The organism is Sphingomonas sp. ACRSK, assembly GCF_022346685.1.
Lineage (GTDB): Bacteria > Pseudomonadota > Alphaproteobacteria > Sphingomonadales > Sphingomonadaceae > Sphingomonas > Sphingomonas molluscorum.
In genome coordinates this window covers 1-16,264 of the sequence record NZ_JAKRNR010000047.1, presented here as the reverse complement: position 1 = coordinate 16,264, position 16,264 = coordinate 1, and the positions used below count along the sequence as shown (strand labels likewise).

Here is a 16,264-nt window from a genome sequence, read left to right as displayed (position 1 = left end):
CGCTGCTACCCCGGCCGCATTCGCTGCCGGGCTTGAACAGCAACGGGCGGGGTTAACCCCGCCCGTTGCTTCACCTGCGCTCATGCGCAACAACACCGGTCGGTCTCTGGTCGCAGCTGGATGAAAGACTGGGGTCACGTCAGAACGATACAGCGGATCAGGGCACTACATGGTCGAGACGTCGGTCTTACTAGCCGGTGCAGTAAACTGGTGTTGGTCGAGTGGCTTTGATAGGAGAATGGCATGCTTCGGCATTTCTTTACGGCGCATAGCCACATTGCTCGACACTCGAACAAGACGGTCGGAGAGAAACGGCCGCGCACATAGTGAACCGGCCATCCATCGATTTTGGCAGAACGGCGAGAGCCTTTTCGCCATCGTCGGCGTCGAACACGCGCCAGCCGGCCTCCGCGAAGCATCCACAAGACCAAAGCAGACCCGCGCCTCGTCCTCTACGATCAGGATTATCTTGCTGCCGACCAATGTGCCTTGGCCCATTCAATCTCCGGTCACGATAGCGGCATCTCCGAGCCGCGCTTGAAGCTCGAACACCAAACCGTCCGGACGGAAGTCGGTCGCGGCCTTGCCGCGGAAATATGAGCGAAGTGAGCGTTCGATCAGCACCGAGCCAAAGCCCTTCCGCTCAGGTAGCGATACGGGCGGACCGCCCTGCTCCCGCCAGACAAGATCAAAGCCGGCATCGCTGCCAGCGCCATCGACCTTCCAGGAGAGCGTCACGGTGCCGTCACCGTTGGAAAGTGCACCGTATTTGACGGCGTTCGTCGCCAATTCGTGCAGCGCCAGTGCGAACGCCACCGTGACCTCCGGCTTGAGCATGACGGGCGGGCCATCGATCAGGATGCGCTCGCCAATCGCGCCGTGGGGTGCGAGTGCGCGCGTCGCCAACTCGCGCAGGTCGGCCGATCGCCACGAGGCGCTGGTGAGCACGTCCGTGGCAGAGCCGAGCGCTACCAGCCGCGCCCCGAGCCTAGCCGAAGCGACTGCAGTATCGGGTGAGTTGCGGAGCGTTTGCTGAGCGATCGATTGAACAACGGCCAGCACGTTCTTGAGGCGGTGTGCCAGTTCGCCGTTCAGGAAGCGAAGGTCATTCTCGTTCCGCTTCATTTGGCGATAGTCGTGCGTTACAGTGCCGTAGCCGCTCAGCTCGCCTTTCGCGCCAAGGAGCGGGAAAACCGAGTAGAGGACTGGAATCAGTTCGCCCGTCTCGAAATGACGGAAGCACAGTTCTCCCGCCCAATGGCCGTCGCAGGCGACCGCCGGCAGCGCTTCGCTCGTGACAGTCTCAACCTGGTCGGGTGGGACGAGGTCGGAAATGGCGAGCCGGGTTATGTCAGCATCTTCCAATCCGACAAGCCGACGTCCTGCGTCGTTGATGTAGAACACGCTTCCATCCACGTGCGCCATACCGACGAAATCAGGACTGTTCTCGGCCAGCCGCACGAAGCGGTCACGCTCCTCCTCGCTTTCTCGCGCGTCGGTAATATCGCGCGAGACTGCGAGGATGCGGTCTGGAAGTCCGTTGGGGCCGGGGATAGGGCTAACCGCGACGTGCCACCACCTCATCGTGCCCTTCAGGGTGCCGGACCGGCCGATGAAGCTGCGTGTCTCGCCGCGGCGCGCTGCCTCGATCGCGGCGACCGCGTCCGCGTTGTCGGCATCGTGCCAGAAATCCGTCCAGCGACAGCCGGCGATGGCGTTGAAGTCGCTCACCTCCATAACGCGCTGGCCGCCTTGGCTCATGAAGGTCAAGCACCCGTCAGGGTCAAGCACCGTGATGCAATCGGTAGAACTGGCCAGCACGCCCGACAGGAAGCTTTCCCGCTCACAGCTTGCCGCTCGCGCTCGACCAACTCCTCGTTAAGTCGATGTCCCCGGCGCAGGGAGTCGCGCAACTCGGCCGTCAGCATGACGAGCCCGATCATAACGACCAGGAATAATGAGGCGGCAACCCACTGCTGGCGAGGCACCCAGGTCGAGTCCGTTACGGATCCTAGTGAGACGAGGCCGGTAGTCGCCGACAGAATAGCCGCGAACGATCCCGGACACTTGCCGAGGATCAGGGCAATAGCAATCGTCGCCGGAATAAATGGGAACCACGGCAGCGTGTCGGGTACGAACAGGATGCGTGCCACGCCAACACCGATGATCGCCACAGCGGCGAGCAGGTATTGAGCCGGGGCCCGAAGCGGGCGATTGAATGACCAGACAACGATCCGGTCGAAGAAGCTGCCAGGGCGCATCCGTATCATCTGCCTCCAAAGCCTGGACAAGGCCCGCGCCGATCCTTCAAGCTTCATAATACTGACAGTTTTCTGTCGGGACGGACCAAATTGGTGTCATAACCGCCCGGAACCTGTTGAAAGACTTCTCTCGCGCCGACTGTACCGTTCGGGGGTTGTGGAACGGGAGAGCGGTTCCAACAATCCAACATCGTGCTGGCCGCTGCATCACATCTATCGTTTTGTAGTTGAGAGCCGACAGGTAGGCCGTCAGCGCCCTCTATCTGAGGTTCCCCAGGCCGAGATGCGGCCCTTGGCTTTCCAGTGCTCTCGACACGAGCAGTGGCTGCCCGGATATGGTAGCCGCGCGCCGCCGTAGTCATGAAGAACTGTGGAGACGCTGGCCGCAGCGGTCGATCGGCCATCATGTCCTCCCGTCAAGCATTGGCGCCAGACGTCCCGACCCTCGCGCCGAAGCCGACGAGGCGTGAATACGCTAGCATGGCATAGCCAATGGCGAGGCTTGCAAGGGTCAGGGCCGGGATCGTGACCTCGCCCAGGCTCGCATGCATCTGGTTCAACGGGACGAACGTGTGGACGCCGGCGGTGGACGGGATCAAGTGAGAGAGAGCGGCGATGAAGCGCGGCATCTGATCGAGCGGATAGGCGGTCCCGGTAAGGAAGAAGAACGGCACCGAGGTCGGTGCCAGGATGTAGGTCGCCCGTTCGGCGCAATCGAACACGCTACCGACGAGCAGCCCCAGGGCAGCAACCGCCGTGGCGAAGAGAGGGACCATCACCATCATGCCGGCAATGTTGCCATCGACGGGCACAGCCTGGAGCCAGAAGATGAACCCGAACAGGAAATAGCATCCCAGGATGCCCACCGACGTGAACGCCGCCAGCGTTCCCCAGAACTCCGCGACACCCATCCGCCATGCGCCCGAGCGGCGTCGTCCGCCCATGAAGGTAGCGGCGCCGAAGAGCAGCGTCTGTTGCACGATGATCACCGCCACCGCCGGAAAGACATAGCCCTTGTAACCACCTGTCCGGTTGAACAACGGTTCGGTGGTGACCGCGACGGGCAGCCCGCTGCGACTGAGTTGGTTCCCGGAGATCAGCCGTGACGTGGCGATGTTCTGGATGACAGCCGTCACTGCCTCACCGATGGTGCTGGCGCGCAGGAGGTAGGTTGCATTGACCCACACGGCCACGCCGGCGCCGGGTGTTCCGGTGCGAAGCTGACGCTCCAGATTATCGGAAATGAGGATGATCCCGTCAGCCTTGCCGGTTCGCATGATCTGCCTAGCCGTGGTCACGTTCGGGACGACCTCGGCAACCCGGATGGCGCGCGTCGCGTCCAGGTCGACGATCATCGCTCTACTGAGAGCGCTGTCATCCTGGTCAACCACGACGACAGGCAGCTTCTGGGCAGCTTCGTGCGCGTAGGGCGCAGGATAGTAGAATGCGTAGAGGACGACGGCGAGCAGCGTCGTGCTGAGCAGCGCGCGCGATGTCAGGATGGTGCGCCACGTCGTGAGGAAGGCGGAATCGAAGCTCATGCTCGGCGCGACCTCGCCATGATCAGAGCTACGGATCCGCCCCAGGCGATGACGACGTAGGCTGCCAACGTCATGGCCGGAGCGACCATTGCCGCAACTGACTGGCCACTGACCTCACCCATCTGGAGAGCGATGTAGTGGGTCAGCGGCAGCACGTTGCTCCAGATGTGGGCAAAGGCGTTGGCGCCGTTCAGCGGTAACGTCGCGCCTGAATAGGCAAGCGCCGAACCGGCATAGACGGCGCTCGCCGACAGAGCGGTCGCGGTTTCGCGTGTCACCGCGACGAGCAGGGCCGCAATTGCTGCGGTCGCCGCGTAGAACAGCGTCTGCCCTAATGCGATCAGCGGCAGGCTCCCCTCGATGCGCCATCCGCGCGCCAGAGTGAGATAAAGAAGCCAGACGATGCCCCACAGGCTGATGGCAGCGACATAGGGCAGCATCTTGCCCACGAGCGCCGGCGCAACCCTGCCGCTGGCCGATGCCCAGTCGGACAGTGACCCTTCCCGCAACTCGCGGCCGATTGCCATCGCACAGACGCAGGCGGCCACGAGGTGAAGAACCGCCGGAAAGATCAGCAGGCCCAGGAACCATTCGAAGCTGGCCGGCGTGTTGCCGAGCGGCGTCGCCTCAACGGCGAGCCGACGGACACGGCTGGCCGGCACGGCATGGTTCATGAGCTGGTTCGCGGCAATCTCAGGGATGGCTTCGCGGATTGCTTCGGCGGCTGCACGGGACACCTGCCCACCGGCGCTCAGGAAGCTGCCGTTGTAGAGGATGCGGACGACCGGTTCGCGATGACGCGCGACGCTCTCGCCAAGGCCAGCGGGAACATGCACGAAGCCTATGACGTTGCCCGCGCGGACCGCACGAACGGCCTCGACCTCGCCCGGATAGAGCCCCGTGAGATGAACGAGCGGTGATGCGTCGAGCGCGCGGATGATGGCCCGGCTAGCGGTGCTGCCGTCACTATCCACAACGGCCAGCGGCAGCTGACGCATCGGCCCCTGCCAGAAGGTGGCGGCGACGATGAAGATCAGGATGCCGGGCACCAGAGTCAGCCCCGCCAGGTCCCAGTATTCGTGACGAAGATGACGCAGCTCAAGCGTGAGAGCCTGCCGGAACGCGTTCATTGCGGCCAGTCGAACAGGACGCTCATTCCCGGGCGCAACTTTGCAATCGGCGTAACCGGATGCAGCCGGACCTCGAAGGTGCGCACGTCATAGCCTGATGCCTCGCGCGTCGCGCGCCAGGTCGCGAAATCCCCTCTTGGCGCGATGAGGTAGACCTTGAAGTCGGCATTGCGCCCCAGCGCCGGAACATGGCCGTGCAGTATCGTGCCGACACTGAGGCCGCGATAGTGATCCTCCCGCAGGTTCATCGCGATCCACGGGTGATCGATGTCGATGACCTGATAGGCCGGGATGACAGGACTGACGACCTCGCCGGGCTGGACGAGCTTGCGCGCCACCTCGCCGGAGATCGGTGAGACCAGCCGCGTTTCCTGCCCGAGTGCCGTGGCGGTTCGCAGCCCGGCCTCGGCGATCCGGACCTGGGCGTTGACGGCCTGCTTGTTTTGCGGACGCGCGCCTGCCAACGCCTTCAGGTACTGTTGGCGAGCCGCTTCGGCATTGCGCGCGCTGCTGTCTCGCGCCGCAGCCGCCTCGTCCCGGCGTTGGGCAGCGACCACGCCTTCGGCGTAAAGGTTGGCGGTGCGACGGCTCGTGACGGCAGCAAGATCCGCTGCCGCCTGAGCGGCCTGCCATGTCGAACGCAGCGTCGCGACATCCTCGGTCCGCGCGCCCTCATTGGTTTCAGACGCGACCGCGCGCGCGGCGTCGAGAGCGCCCTGCGCCTGCGCCTGGCTGCCGGCGATCTCCGGGCTGGACAGGGTGGCAAGCAGCGTGCCCGCTTGCACGCGCTGGCCTTCCTCCGCAATCAGCCGCTCGACGCGCGCCAGCGCCTTGGTGCCGACATTGACCTCGTCCGCATCGACCATGCCCTGCAGCTGCTCAGGTGCCGGACGGCTCGCCAGCCAGAGGCCCACCACGACGACTGCGAAGACGACCATGGCGACGAGGATCGCGATCGACCGGCCACGTCGCTTCGTCCGGGCGGCTGATTCCTCGCTCACTTATCATCCCCCAGACGTCTATCGGCACCGGCCAGATAGGTGGTGAAGTCGTCAACGCGGTGACTGGCCGCGAGCAACCCGGCGAGTGCCAGATCATATTCATAGGCTGCCGCGATCCGCTGGGTCTGCGTGGTTGCAAGCGTGGCCTCGGCATCCACCAACGACGACGATGGCGTCTCGCCCTCTCTGAAGGAGATGCGCTGAACCCTGAGGTTCTCCCGCGCTGCTGTCAGATTGCTGTCGAGCAGCAGAAAAGCTCGGCGAGCCGTCTCGACCAGGTTCCACGCCCGGACGATCTCGCCTGCGACATCCTTGCGCGCCTGGGCTGCCGCATCTGCCGCCGCTCGCTCCTGTTCACGCGCCGCGTCGAGCGACTTCCTGCGGTCGAAGTTGGACAGCAGGGTGTAGCGCAGGGTGACCCCTGCAACCCAGTCCGGTTCCGTGGGCAGGGCATTGTCGCGATTGGCGTTGTAGCTGCCGAACGCGAAGGCTTGCGGGCGGTAGCGCGATCTTGCCAGGCCTACGCCCGCGCGAGCGATGTCGCGCGCTGCGTCGGCGCCGCGGGCCCGGGGCGTCGCATCTATGCCCTCCAGGAATGTGCTAACAGGGGGCAGCGGCTGCGAATTGACGAACAGCGGCGTCGAGGCGCTGACGCCGGCGGGGCGGTCCAGCAACCGCGACAGTGCGTCGGCAGCAGTCGCTTCCTCGAGCTGCGCGCGAATGAAGGCGCGTTCGGCGGCGTCGCGGGCGACCTGGACCTGGAGGACACGCGCACGGGGAATGACCCCGTTCTGCTCGAGCTTCACGGCATCCGACAGATGCCGATCGAACCCTGCGAGCGTCTCGCGCGTCGACCGGGTCAGCTGGGCGGCCACTTGCCGCCCGAAATAGGTGCGGACCAACCCGACACGAGACAGATCGCGACCACCCGCCTGCTTGGCGCGGGCCACCTCGACCGCGCCGTCCGCACCCGCCTGGATCGCCGGGATCGCACCGCCCGTGTAGAGCGGCACGGCAGCAGTGATCGCCGGCCGGAAGACGGTGTCGCGTGTCTGATACTGGAGCGTGTCCGGGATCGCGCCGAAGATCGTCGGCAGGGCGGCACCGACGCGCTGGCTTACCTCTCCGACCACCTGCTGCAAGCCCGCGGGGAACTGGCCGGGCAATTGCGACAGGAAGTCCGTCGCGGCGGCTGCGGCATTGTCCTTCGGCCCGGTCAGGTCGAGCGACAGGGTCTTCTGGTACTCGATGACACTTGCCGACATGGTGATCACCGGACGGTTCAAGCTGCGGGTGGCGCCGGCAATCAACTCGCTTGCCCGGACGGCGTGGTCCTCACCCGAAAGCCCAGGCGAGGCGTCATCGATCCGCGCCAGGGCCGCATCGAAGCTCAGCGTCTGCGGGGCCTGCTCGCCTCGGTTCTGACCATGCGCCGTCGCGGCGCAAAGCAGAGCGGCGATCGGGGCACTTTGCCATGCGAGGCGACGCATCATGCGGTCGCCTCCGATCCGCTCAAGAATAGATTGCGCACGCTCCGAGCGAGCCGAACCGGCCGAAGCGAGGTGACATCGACGCGGCACCACACGCTCCTGACCTCGGCCAGCACGATCTCGCCACGTCGTATCGTGGCATCGAAGAACGCCTTTGCGCCGAAGACGCGTTCCAGGAGCATCTGGACGTCGATACGCTCCTCGAGAAAGGCAGGGCGACGATAGCTGATCTCGCGCTTCAGGGCGATCCATGCGACCGAGTGCACCACGTCGCCAGGAGCGCTCTGCCTCCAGAAGGACGTCACCGCGCTCTGGATCCACCGCAGATAGACCGTATTGTTCACGTACCCCATGTGGTCGATGTCCGAGGCGTCCACCTTAAACGTGCAGATATGGCCGTTGCTGCCGTCGGGCATCTAATCCATGTCCTGGGCATCGTTGACAAGGATCGAACCCTCGCACATATTGTCATCAATGACAATAGTGGCGGCCTCCCAGCGACGTAGGCGGCGGCAACCGTACGAGCTTCGTGCCGAGGCGATCGCCGCAGCCCGGAAGATCCTTGTTGAGGATGGACCTGCCGCCATCACGCTCCAGGCTGTAGCCGCAGCGCTTGGCATGACGCACGGAAGCATTACTCATCACTTCGGCACCGCTGCCAACCTTCAGGCGGCCGTGGCAGATGTGCTGATCGAGCAGCTGCTGGCGGGCGTTCGAAGCGGTGCATGTGCGCTGAAGGCCGGGACGATCGATGAGGCGGCCCTGGTCGATCTCGTGTTCGATGTGTTCGAGGAAACCGGCGTCGGCAGACTTATCGGTTTCCTCTCGGCCTCAGGCAGCCCGCTTCTGCGGCCACTATTCGAGCGATTAGCACGTCTCTCCCGCGAGATCGCGGCCGACCAGCAGGAAGGCTCGGCGTTCACCGAGTCGGAGTTGCCCACCATCATCGAGAGCGTCGTTACGCCGGCGCTGAGCGCCTCCCTGATCGGCGCAGAGCTTCTGCAAGCGCTTGACCTCGAACCATTCCACACCCGCGAACGGGTAGCCCGTCATCTTGCCGCCCAGCGCGCGATCCGGGGTATCGAGTTGAAAGGTTCGTCCAGCGGGTAGCCCCACGTTTCCACCGATGGCAACCGACCTAGTCGCCTTCCCGATCTATCGGAATTCTTCCCATACCGATGATTGCAAGGCCATCAGCAAGGAAGGTTGCGCGATGCGGACAAGCTCGGCTCGTTCACGAGGTCGGCACCGCCAGAGCCTTCCTGGCGCGGTGCAGGGCGGTCACCCGCTTGACGTGGGCAATGCTGCACCCGGCAAGTTCGGCCGTCTTTGCGATGCTCATGCCGGCCTCGCGTAGGCTCACGATGCGGCGATGGTGGGCGAGGTCCGGCTTGCGGCCGGTGTAGCGCCCCGCCCGCCTGGCGATCTCAATCCCCTCGCGTTGCCGCTCGCGCCTGGTCTCGTAATCGTCGCGCGCCGTCTGCAATGCCACGCGCAGCAGCATGTCCTGCACCGCTTCCAGCACAATGCGCGCGACACCCGCGCTGTCGGCCACTAAGTCGCTGAGATCCACGATGCCCGGCACTGCCAGCCGAGCTCCCCGGCCGCGGATCGTCTCAACCAGCAGCTCCGCTTCCGGCAGCGGCAGGCGGCTGATGCGGTCTATCTTCTCCGCCACCACGACCTCGCCCGGCTGCAAATCCGCCACCATTCGCAGCAGCTCCGGACGGTCGGGCCGCGCACCCGACGCCTTCTCCCGGTACACCGCTGCGATGTAGAAGCCGGCCGCCCCCGCGCCGGCCACGATGCTCTCCTGCCGCGTCAGGTCCTGCTCGTCCGTGCTCACACGGAGGTACACCCGCGCTGCCCTCACCTCGCTGCCTGCCATCTGCTCCCTACTCCCGCCCGGCGCACTTGGGTATACCCGAACGAGCTACGGAGTAGGACGGTAGCTCAGATCTGATCGTGCCAATGCTGACGAGCCTAGCCAAGCTAGCCGAACCTGCCGAGCCATGCCGCTGAGCTTCATCAATGCACGCTTGATTGAGCCAACTCGGCCAGGGCACTGATCACGACAACCCAGCGCGCAGCGGCGGTCGAGCTTTCCTTCTTCCGTACCTCTTCTAGATAGGCGTCCGCCCAGCCAATTGCCTCGGACAAGCCGAGATCCCGGCGGAGATCGATCGCGATCGCCCACGCCTCCTCGAGGATAGGTTGTACCGCCGGGTCGGTTGGAGCGCCGTTCCCCAGCTTGTGCTGGCCTTCAACGGCGAGGGAAGCAGGGTCAGCCATCAGGGTAGATCTCGTCTGGCCAGAGCTCGACCGTGGCCGGATCTGGCGGTGTGGCACCAATCGCATGAGGCGGCGGCAGAACGGGATGATCGCCGTCGAACGCGATGCGAACGGCGGCGCCAGCTGGCGTGGCAGCCTGGAAGATCACCTCGATCGGGCGGCCGTTGCGCAGCATGCCACCAATCCAGGGAGCACGATCGGCGGTCAGATAGCCGATCTGGACGTTGCGGCTGCTGAACACCGCGATCGCGTTCGGGTCCGCCGGGTTCTTAGGCTCAGGGACCAAGTCGACCGGGTCGCCGGGCACGCACAGCAGGATCTCAAACCGTCTGTTGCCGCCGTCCGCATTGGGATGGTTCGCGCCGACGACGTGCAGGCTCAATTGCTTCATGCTTGCACCTGTGATCGGGCGGGGTCGCTCAGCTCAGCGTCCGGCCGAACCATAGCACCCGCCCCACGATGTCGATGCGGCTGGGGTTGATGTCCTGCCAGCTCGGATAATCGGGGTTGTCGCTCTTGATCGAGATGCCGCGTCCCGAGGGCTGCCGCGCCAGCCGCTTGACCATCAGGCTGTCATCGAGCCGCAGGACGTAGATTCCGTCGCGCAACCGGCTCACGCCATCCTTGCGATCGACCAGCACGTCGTCGCCATCGGCGAGCGTCGGCGCCATTGAGTCGCCCTTCACCTGGATGATCGACAGACCGTCCGCCGAGCCCTTGGTACGCTCGCGCAGCCAGCGCGGATCAAAGCCGATCGACGTCCGGCGCGCCTCGCCAAAATCGGCGGCGCCGTAGCCGGCGGATGCGTAGACGTCGAGCACCGGCACCTGCTGCAGCGTCGGCTTCTCCCATTCCTGGGGGCCACCGAGGACCGTTTCCTTCACGCCAAAGTAACTGGCGAGAAGACGACGATCCTTCTCGTCGAGGCGCTTGGGCGTCCCCCGCTTGATGAACTGCTGAATGTAGGCCGGGTTGCGGCCAAGCATGCGCGACAGCGCGGCATACTCCTCCTTGCGCTCATCGATGAGCCGCTGGAGCGCTTCGCGTGGGTGTTCGATCGTGGCGAGCATCATAGGGGATTTCCTACAGCACCGGTTGCGCGGTATGGAACATAAAAGGAACGAAGTAAAGCGAGTCGTGACGCATGGACGGGGATCTGCTGCCGAGGATCGAAATCTTCCTGACACGGATGGGTCTTAGCCCCACGCGGTTCGGCCGCCTCGTCGTCCACGATCCGCGCTTCGTCTTCGACCTCCGGGCCGGCCGCCGGCCACGTCGGCGCGTTCACGCGCATGTCCATGCTTGGCTGCTGCAAAACGGGGCGTGAGCCGGGGCGCTCGAGGATATGGCGCATCTTAGAAGCTCCCCAGACGCCAAGCTGACAGGACCTTGCGCACGTAGGTCGGGGTCTCGCTATTGGCGGGAATACCACGCGCCCGCATGACCGCCGCCGGCCCGGCATTGTAGGCGGCCAAGGCCAGTGTCACCGAGCCGAACTTGTCGAGCATTGCTCTCAAGAAGCGAGCCCCACCATCGACGTTCATGCGCGCGTCGAATGGATCGAGGACACCCAGCGCCCGCGCCGTCGCGGGCATCAGCTGCGCCAAACCCATGGCCCCGGCGCGACTGACCACGCCAGGCTGGTAGGCTGATTCCACCGCGATCAGTGCATCGAGCAAACCGTTCGGCAGCGCGTGGCGAAGCTCAGCGGCACGGATGAAGGCGAGAAACCGCTCGCGTCCCTTAGGCCGCTCGTGCCTTGCCGCAGCGACGGTCATGACCGGGGTATCAGCGGCCGCGGCCGAGGACGCGTGTGGTGTTGCCGCGACCCGGTGCTCGATCAGCTCGAAAGCCGCAGCTGGAGCATCGTCCGCCTCTATCGAACTCGGCTCCGCGTCGGCTTGCTGCGCAAGCGCGGGTGAGGCCCAGGCCAGCAGCGCTGCCGTGGCGGGAAAGAAGGTTCGGATCATCATCGCCTCGCATCATGCATTTCCCTCTTCCTCGAATTGGAACATAGTGCGAACATTATGCTGTAGGAAAGCGCCAAGCCCAGGGGAGCGGAGGCGGCGGCGCGGGGCGCGTCACAGACAGCGAGACTCCTATGACCTTTCACGATCCCCACCTCGCCAGCGGCGCCGACATTGGCCGCGCCATCGTCGAGGCACTCGGCGGACACTGGACAGCCCGGGGCGGCATGTGCCGGTGTCCGGCGCATGCCGACACGACGCCATCGCTCAGCGTCCGCCCGGGGCGCAGACGACTGCTGTTCCATTGCTTCGCCGGCTGCGAGACACGCGATGTGCTCGACGCCATCGCGGCGCTTCGCCTTCCAGGCGGCGCGCGGGTAACCTTTGCCGCAGGCGAGCCGATCGACACGCGTCGACCGGCGGTGGAGCGGCTCTGGTCCGAGGCGCGTCCTCTCCGTGATAGTCTTGCAGCGCGATACTTGACGGGACGCGGTCTTGCCGGGACTGCGGCACTCCGCTTCCACCCGCAGACGCCACAAGGGCGGCGGCCGCTCACGCAGTTTCTGCCGGCGATGATCGCGGCTGTAATTGACGAGACCGGGCTCGTTGCCGTGCACCGCACATTCCTCAGCCCGGATGGAAGAACCCTCTCCTTACGTCAGCCCGCACGTGCCGCGCTGGGGCCACTCGGCACCGGTCTCGTCCGCCTTCATCCCGTCAGCGACCGGCTTGGGCTCGCGGAAGGTATCGAGACCGCCCTCTCCGCCACTCAGCTCTTTGGCGTGCCCTGCTGGGCGACGCTCGGGGCCGAGCGCTTCAAGCGGATCGCCCTCCCCGCCTCTGTCGCCGAGATCGTGCTGTTCCTCGACCATGATGCCGCCGGGCACCAGGCCGAAGCGATGGCGCGCGAGCGTTTCGCCGATCGGCGGATCGAAGCCCGCTACCCGGCCGAGGCCGGTGCGGATTGGAACGATGTTCTGCGCGCACGCGCGCGGGGCAGGATGACGATCGGCCGATAGAGGAGAGGAGATCGGACACTTCGTGCCCCGACGCCGGCGCTGGAGCCGGCCGGGCCGGAGTATCTGCCATGACTGCTGCCGCGCTTCGCCTTGAAGCTCCTGCCGATCCCGTTCTCCTCGTCGCCCTCCGCCTTCGGCACTTTCTCCAGGCCGGCGAGGTTATCGATGCGCGCCTGCTGCGGGACCTGCTCGCCTCCACGACAGGCCGCTCCGCCGCCGATGGCGGCTGGTCGATGCGCCACGCCTACGATGCGCTCGAACTCGCGCAAGTGCTCTGGGCGGGGTCAGCCGGTGCGGGCATGGACATCTCCATCCCTTCGGCCGCGCTGGAAGCTCTGATCGATCTGGGCCGGCGGCTGCCGACGCAGACGGTGCGCACCGAAGACCAGCTCGCATTCCAGCAATTCTCCACGCCTGCCCCGATCTCCTGGATTATGAGCGTGGCGGCACAACTCCGCCCGTCCGACACCGTGCTCGAACCCTCCGCCGGCACCGGATTGCTCGTCTGGCCCGCGGCGAAGCTCGGGGCCACCCTCGTGCTGAACGAGATCGATCCCCGTCGCCGACACTGCCTCGAACTGGCCTTTCCACAGGCGCGGATCAGCGATCACGATGGTGAACTCGTCGACGATCTGCTGCCGGTAGACGTCCAAGCCGACATTCTCCTGATCAACCCTCCCTTTGCGCGCTCCATTGGCCGCCCGGTCGACCGGCATGCGGCCGCTCGGCACCTCCAAGCCAGCCTCCGCCGCCTCAAATGCGGCGGACGTGCGGTTGCGATCATGCCGACCTGGTTCGACAGCCAGAGGCTTGGATCGGAGGCGACCATCCGTCTCGACGCGGTCCTGCCCCGCGGCCTGTACGTGAAGCACGGAACCGGCATCGCCGTCCGCCTGCTCGTGCTCGACAAGCTTCCGCCCGCTGATGAGGGCCCAGCCGAGCTGGAGACGACCGGCCTCCCAGCGTTGCTGGATGCTGTCCAACACCTGCCTGCTCGCGCGCATCCGAGCGATCCTACGCCACCCACGCCTCGGACACGGCTGTCTCTGTTCCGCCGCCAGTCACAAACTCCGACGCCGCGCCCACAGCCGGGCGCAGTCGAGCCCGACGGTGAGCAACCGATCGAGGTGGTGACCCTCGATGACCCCGCACCAGAAGGCGAGCCGGCCGGCATCTACATGGCATGGCGCCCGAGCCGCCTGACACTGCCCGGGGCCGCAGAACATCCCACCCCACTCGTCGAGTCGCTCGCCATGGGGTCGATCGCAGCCCCCAAGCCGAGCTACCAGCCTCACCTGCCGTCCAGCATCTCGCGCCAAGCCCTGCTCTCAGCCGCGCAGCTCGAGACGCTGGTCTATGCCGGCGGTGCCTTTGAGCGCGACCTGCCCGGCCACTTCGTCGCGGACGAGGCCGGCACCGAACTCAAGATAGCGGAGGACGGGACCGTCTACCGACAGGGCTTCTTCCTCGGCGACGGCACCGGCGCGGGCAAGGGACGGCAGATTGCCGGCATCATCCGCGATCAATGGGCACGCGGGCGCAAGCGGCACATCTGGCTCAGCAAGAACGAGGCGCTGCTCGAGGACGCGCGGCGCGACTGGAGCGCGCTCGGCGGCATGAGCCTCGACGTGCAGCCGCTGTCGCAGTGGAAGCTCGGCACGCCCATTACGCTCGATCAAGGCATTCTCTTCGTCACCTATCCGACGCTCCGCTCGGGACGAGAAGAGGTCACCCGGCTCCAGCAGATCCTCGACTGGGCAGCTGAAGGCTTCGAGGGCGTGGTCGCGTTCGACGAGGCGCACGCGCTCGCCAACGCCGCCGGCGGCGAGGGTTCGCGCGGACGCATAAAGGGCTCGGAACAGGGCCTGGCAGGCCTGCGGCTCCAGAACCGCCTGCCCCGCGCCCGCGTCCTCTATGTCTCGGCGACCGGTGCGTCGGATGTCGCCAACCTGAGCTATGCCAGCCGGCTCGGCCTGTGGGGGCCCGGAACGGCGTTCGCGACCCGCGAGGCGTTCATCACCGGCGTCCGCGCCGGCGGCATCGCGGCGATGGAACTCGTCGCGCGCGACCTGAAGGCACTCGGCCTCTACACCGCGCGGGCGCTTTCCTTCGCCGGCGTCGAATATGATCTGCTCGAGCATGCGCTCACCCCCGAGCAGATCCGCGTCTACGACGCCTACGCCGAGGCCTGGGCGATCATCCATCGCAATCTCAGCGCAGCGCTCGAAGCCACCCGGGTGGTCGACAGCGCGTCGGGCTCGACCCTCAACGCCAATGCCAAGTCGGCCGCGCTCTCCCGCTTCGAGAGCGTCAAGCAGCGCTTCTTCGCCCAGCTGCTGCTCTCGGCCAAGCTGCCGAGCCTCCTGCCGGCGATCGCAACCGATCTGGAGCACGGGAATGCAGTCGTTGTGCAGCTCGTCTCGACGTCCGAAGCCATGCTCGACCGCCGGCTCGCCGACCTCGATCCAGCCGAACGCGAGACGCTCGAGATCGACCTCTCTCCGCGCGAGTACGTGGTCGACTATCTGGTCCGCGCTTTCCCAACCCGGCAGATGCGGGTCTTCACCGATCCTGACGGCAACGTCCGCTCCGAGCCTATGGTCGATGACCGAGGCTATCCCGTTCACTGCCGGGCAGCGATCGAGGCACGCGACAGCATGGTCGAGCAGCTCTGTGCGCTGCCGCCGGTCGCCACCGCTCTCGACGCCATTCTCGAGCGGTTCGGCACCGACCGTGTCGCCGAGGTGACCGGCCGCACCCGCCGGCTCGTGCTCGACCGCGCTGGCCAGCAGCGGCTCGAACGTCGATCGCCGCGCAGCAACCTCGCTGAAGCGCAGGCCTTCATGGACGGCACCAAGAAGCTGCTCGTCTTCAGCGATGCCGGCGGCACCGGCCGGAGCTATCATGCGTGCCTGAAGGCCAGGAACCAGGCGCGGCGCGTCCACTATCTGCTCGAGCCAGGCTGGCGCGCCGATGCGGCCATTCAGGGGCTCGGGCGGACGCATCGGAGCGCGCAGGCGTCCGCCCCCTTGTTCCGGCCGGTCACCACCGACGTGCGCGGCGAACGTCGGTTCATCTCGACCATCGCGCGGCGGCTCGATGCGCTCGGCGCGCTGACCCGGGGGCAACGGCAGACCGGCGGCCAGAACCTCTTCAACCCAGCCGACAACCTCGAAAGCGACTATGCCAAGGACGCCCTCACGAGCTGGTACCGGTTGCTGTTCGCCGGCAAGCTCCGGTCGATCACCTGCGGGGACTTCCAGGATCGATCCGGGCTCGCGCTAGAAGCCGAAGGCGGCGGCTTGCGCGACGACCTGCCGCCGATCCAGCGCTGGCTCAACCGACTCCTCGCCTTTTCGATCGCGCTCCAGAATGCCATCTTCGAGGAATATCTCGGGCTGGTCGAGGCACGGGTCGCCGCGGCGCGCGAAGCGGGTACGCTCTGTCCGCCGTCAGCACCAATGGCACAGATTTGAGGTTGTGATTTAAGGAGGATCTGGGCTTCGTCGTAGTGACGAAGGAACGAAGATGAAGCCCAGATCCTCCAATGTAAAATCGCCCGC

15 protein-coding genes are annotated in these 16,264 nt (G+C 65.8%); 3 read left to right on the top strand and 12 right to left on the bottom strand.

The window, feature by feature from the left end; translation table 11 throughout:
- Positions 1–498: 498 nt before the first annotated feature.
- From MHZ35_RS16645 to MHZ35_RS16615, 7 genes are all read right to left on the bottom strand, one after another.
- The gene (locus MHZ35_RS16645) at positions 499–1,791 is read right to left on the bottom strand and encodes a sensor histidine kinase (RefSeq protein WP_239436664.1); all 1,293 of its coding nucleotides are present in this window, start codon (positions 1,789–1,791) and stop codon (positions 499–501) included.
- On the bottom strand, positions 1,767–2,270 hold the full coding sequence (locus MHZ35_RS16640; RefSeq protein WP_239436663.1) for a hypothetical protein: 504 nt from the start codon (positions 2,268–2,270) through the stop codon (positions 1,767–1,769). Before MHZ35_RS16640 ends, MHZ35_RS16645 begins: the two co-directional genes overlap by 25 nt.
- A gap of 407 nt (positions 2,271–2,677) precedes the next feature.
- Positions 2,678–3,802, bottom strand: coding sequence for an ABC transporter permease (locus MHZ35_RS16635; protein ID WP_239436662.1), 1,125 nt, complete (start codon positions 3,800–3,802; stop codon positions 2,678–2,680).
- Positions 3,799–4,932, bottom strand: a complete 1,134-nt coding sequence (locus MHZ35_RS16630) for an ABC transporter permease (protein ID WP_239436661.1) — start codon at positions 4,930–4,932, stop codon at positions 3,799–3,801. Before MHZ35_RS16630 ends, MHZ35_RS16635 begins: the two co-directional genes overlap by 4 nt.
- The gene (locus MHZ35_RS16625; protein WP_446741070.1) at positions 4,929–5,870 is read right to left on the bottom strand and encodes an HlyD family secretion protein; all 942 of its coding nucleotides are present in this window, start codon (positions 5,868–5,870) and stop codon (positions 4,929–4,931) included. The genes MHZ35_RS16630 and MHZ35_RS16625 overlap by 4 nt, the downstream gene beginning before the upstream one ends.
- Positions 5,871–5,929: 59 nt before the next feature.
- On the bottom strand, positions 5,930–7,426 hold the full coding sequence (locus tag MHZ35_RS16620; protein WP_239436659.1) for a TolC family protein: 1,497 nt from the start codon (positions 7,424–7,426) through the stop codon (positions 5,930–5,932).
- On the bottom strand, positions 7,423–7,839 hold the full coding sequence (locus tag MHZ35_RS16615; protein ID WP_125960903.1) for an acyl-CoA thioesterase: 417 nt from the start codon (positions 7,837–7,839) through the stop codon (positions 7,423–7,425). Before MHZ35_RS16615 ends, MHZ35_RS16620 begins: the two co-directional genes overlap by 4 nt.
- A gap of 7 nt (positions 7,840–7,846) precedes the next feature.
- On the opposite strand from MHZ35_RS16615, the gene MHZ35_RS16610 reads away from it, so the two are divergent.
- Entirely contained in the window at positions 7,847–8,533 is a 687-nt protein-coding gene (locus MHZ35_RS16610) for a TetR/AcrR family transcriptional regulator (protein ID WP_125960902.1), read from the top strand.
- A gap of 124 nt (positions 8,534–8,657) precedes the next feature.
- On the opposite strand, the gene MHZ35_RS16605 is transcribed toward MHZ35_RS16610, so the two are convergent.
- The 5 genes from MHZ35_RS16605 to MHZ35_RS16585 form a co-directional block, all read right to left on the bottom strand.
- Complete coding sequence (locus MHZ35_RS16605) at positions 8,658–9,311, bottom strand: recombinase family protein (RefSeq protein WP_239436657.1); 654 nt, start codon at positions 9,309–9,311, stop codon at positions 8,658–8,660.
- A 140-nt stretch (positions 9,312–9,451) separates the two neighbouring features.
- Positions 9,452–9,715 (bottom strand): hypothetical protein, encoded by a 264-nt coding sequence (locus MHZ35_RS16600; protein ID WP_239436656.1) that lies wholly within the window; start codon positions 9,713–9,715, stop codon positions 9,452–9,454.
- Positions 9,708–10,106 carry an HIRAN domain-containing protein gene (locus MHZ35_RS16595; protein ID WP_239436655.1) on the bottom strand — a complete coding sequence of 133 codons (399 nt, stop codon included), beginning with the start codon at positions 10,104–10,106 and terminating at the stop codon, positions 9,708–9,710. The genes MHZ35_RS16600 and MHZ35_RS16595 overlap by 8 nt, the downstream gene beginning before the upstream one ends.
- Positions 10,107–10,134: 28 nt before the next feature.
- Positions 10,135–10,788: a S24 family peptidase gene (locus tag MHZ35_RS16590; protein WP_274616092.1), complete on the bottom strand. Its 654-nt coding sequence runs from the start codon at positions 10,786–10,788 to the stop codon at positions 10,135–10,137.
- 282 nt (positions 10,789–11,070) lie between these two features.
- Positions 11,071–11,688, bottom strand: coding sequence for a lytic transglycosylase domain-containing protein (locus MHZ35_RS16585; RefSeq protein WP_239436654.1), 618 nt, complete (start codon positions 11,686–11,688; stop codon positions 11,071–11,073).
- A 128-nt stretch (positions 11,689–11,816) separates the two neighbouring features.
- Between MHZ35_RS16585 and MHZ35_RS16580 the strand changes: the two genes are divergently transcribed.
- On the top strand, positions 11,817–12,701 hold the full coding sequence (locus MHZ35_RS16580) for a DUF7146 domain-containing protein (RefSeq protein ID WP_239436653.1): 885 nt from the start codon (positions 11,817–11,819) through the stop codon (positions 12,699–12,701).
- Positions 12,702–12,769: 68 nt separating this feature from the next.
- The gene (locus tag MHZ35_RS16575) at positions 12,770–16,177 is read left to right on the top strand and encodes a strawberry notch-like NTP hydrolase domain-containing protein (RefSeq protein WP_446741069.1); all 3,408 of its coding nucleotides are present in this window, start codon (positions 12,770–12,772) and stop codon (positions 16,175–16,177) included.
- The last annotated feature ends 87 nt before the right edge of the window (positions 16,178–16,264 follow it).